Source organism: Acinetobacter sp. YH12021 (genome assembly GCF_013420145.1).
Lineage (GTDB): Bacteria > Pseudomonadota > Gammaproteobacteria > Pseudomonadales > Moraxellaceae > Acinetobacter > Acinetobacter towneri.
In genome coordinates this window covers 1-1,562 of record NZ_VOYT01000065.1, presented here as the reverse complement: position 1 = coordinate 1,562, position 1,562 = coordinate 1, and the positions used below count along the sequence as shown (strand labels likewise).

The 1,562-nt window shown below is 37.2% G+C and carries 2 protein-coding genes and 2 pseudogenes; 2 read left to right on the top strand and 2 right to left on the bottom strand.

What is annotated here, in order from left to right:
• A pseudogene (locus FTT91_RS14500) lies at positions 1-516 on the bottom strand (IS3 family transposase); the annotation flags it as partial.
• On the opposite strand from FTT91_RS14500, the gene FTT91_RS14495 reads away from it, so the two are divergent.
• Entirely contained in the window at positions 478-870 is a 393-nt protein-coding gene (locus FTT91_RS14495) for a transposase family protein (protein WP_306670667.1), read from the top strand. The pseudogene FTT91_RS14500 and the gene FTT91_RS14495 sit on opposite strands and share 39 nt — an antisense overlap.
• Complete coding sequence (locus FTT91_RS14680; RefSeq protein WP_035271019.1) at positions 818-1,288, top strand: IS5/IS1182 family transposase; 471 nt, start codon at positions 818-820, stop codon at positions 1,286-1,288. The genes FTT91_RS14495 and FTT91_RS14680 overlap by 53 nt, the downstream gene beginning before the upstream one ends.
• A gap of 150 nt (positions 1,289-1,438) precedes the next feature.
• Here FTT91_RS14680 and FTT91_RS14485 read toward each other — a convergent pair.
• Positions 1,439-1,562 (bottom strand): annotated as a pseudogene (locus tag FTT91_RS14485) (IS982 family transposase); the annotation flags it as partial.

The window sequence follows — 1,562 nt, the reverse complement described above, 5'->3', positions numbered from 1 at the left end:
TATGATGTCCTTGACGATTCAATAAATCACGCATCATACGGCTACCTGCAAAAGGGTATTGCATATGTAACTCATCCATACAGCGCATCAGCTTCAGATCTGATTCACTCACAGGTTTTGGGCGATAATAATAACAACCACGAGAGACTTTCAGTAACTTAGCTTGTTTAGATACTGATATCTGAAGTGAGTGATCGATTAACTTTTGTGGTTGAAGCGGCCCAGTTTCTTCAACACACCTTCTAAAAAATCAATTTCTAATGCCTGCTCACCGATTTTTGCATGTAGTTTTTTTAGATCAATGGGGGGTTCTGATGGAGCTTTTGATTGATCGAAAGCTTGCGAGGAAGCTGAGATCAATTGATTTTTCCAGTCAATAATTTGGTTTTGATGAACATCAAACTCAGAACTCAATTCAGCAAGTGTTTTTTCTGCTTTGATCGCAGCAAGTGCTACCTTGGCCTTAAAGTCATTTGAATGATTTCTTCTTGGTCTACGTGCCATAAAATACTCCATATATCGATGTTTATAACATCATTTGGGGAGCAAAATATCACTTATAGGTGTTGTTCAAATTTCCGAATCCATCTCTGTAGACCATCTAAGTTAAGTGTAGAAGATCAGGTTCTACTCTGTCTGAGCTATTGGCGTGAATACCGAACTTTATTCCATGTCGCAACAAGTTATGGCGTGTCAGAGCCTACTGCTTCAAGAATCGTCCGCCATGTAGAGGATTGCCTAATTAAGTCCAATCTATTTAATTTACCGAAGAATTTGCCTGAAGGTGAAGGTATCGACTGGAATGTGGTGATCGTAGATGCCACAGAAATTCCAATACAAAGGCCTAAAAAAACAGAAGAAAAGCTATAGTGGCAAGAAAAAGGCACATACTTTTAAAGTTCAAGCCATTATCCATTATAGAACTCAGCAAGTTCTGAGTTTATGCACGAGTCGTGGTGCAGTACATGATTTCGAGCTCTTCAAAGGTAACTTGAATCAGATTCCTAAAGGGTCTTTTATCCTTGCAGATAAAGGCTATCAAGGGATTTACGCAGTGTATCCAAATAGCTTATTGCCTCTTAAAGCAAAGAAGCGCTGCAAATTACATCCCGAACTAAAAGTCTACAATCAAGAAATCAATAAAAGAAGAATTGGGATTGAACATGTATTTGGCAGTTTGAAGACCTTCAAAATACTTGCCGAGCGATATCGTAATCGAGGCAAAAGACTAGGCTTAAGATTTAATTTAATTGCTGGAGTCTATAACATGGAACTGAGTAAAAAATGACTTATGAAAGAACTCTATTATTCACTTAAAAAAGTGAGTGCGATACTTTTTTAGTTCACCAACAATCCCCCCTATTTTTAATAAAATTCAAATTAATTGATGCTTTAACTATTTAAGACATCCAATCCCCTTTTTCTTATATAACCGCAGTTACGGATAAGCCAAAGATTTAATCACATGAATTTTAGGCTTATTCTTTTGGCAAAGTTGATACGCACATAGTGAAGAAAATACGCCTGCTAAAAAACCAGCAATCGAACGATGTTTACTCGTA